Source organism: Oleiphilus sp. HI0066 (genome assembly GCF_001635725.1).
This window is the reverse complement of the sequence record NZ_LWFH01001412.1, coordinates 1-592: the sequence shown is the minus strand read 5'-3', so window position 1 is coordinate 592 and position 592 is coordinate 1. Positions and strand designations below refer to the sequence as shown.

Annotated in this window: 1 protein-coding gene; it reads right to left on the bottom strand. The window is 43.1% G+C overall.

Annotation, left to right across the window (positions count from 1 at the left end; genetic code table 11):
* Nucleotides 1-339, bottom strand: a 339-nt coding sequence (locus tag A3738_RS21495) for a ChuX/HutX family heme-like substrate-binding protein (RefSeq protein WP_068763844.1), incomplete at its 3' end; no start/stop codon positions are given.
* Nucleotides 340-592 lie beyond the last annotated feature (253 nt).

Here is a 592-nt window from a genome sequence, read left to right as displayed (position 1 = left end):
ATCACGCCCTAGGAATACTTTAAATATGCAATCATTGTTCTTGTCGCGGAATACAAAGGCATAGCTTTGACGACCACGGTGCAATTTATCTTGGAAGGTAATTGCCTTTACGTTCTTTAAGTTCAAATGCCCTTGAAAACCCGCAGCATTGCCATGCCCGAAGTTGTAAAAACCTTCGCCTAGCGTGCCTTTAGGAAATGCACCTTTAAATTCAAACACGCAACCTCCCGAGAATACGATTGTGGTCAGCGGCCCCCAAGTGCTTAGCAGTTCAAGTAAACCCTGCGCCTGCTCACCTTGAATAATTGGATCGTTATCAATATCAACTTTATCAGTCATGCCTTTTTCCTAGCGCGCTATATTCCCAAAGTCGCGAAAGGTAACAGACGAAGCTTTACATGTAAATACGAATTAGTCTCATTTCGATTGACATTGCCATTACCGTCCTCTATTCTTGCGCTTTCTTAAATATCACCCTAAGAAAGTGCGACTTAAACTATTTTCTACGCACTATCTGTCACGCCCCTTCGGAGACCAAAATGCGCAGCGCCGGAATTAGTTTTGCAAAATCATTGGCATGCTTTTCTCTACT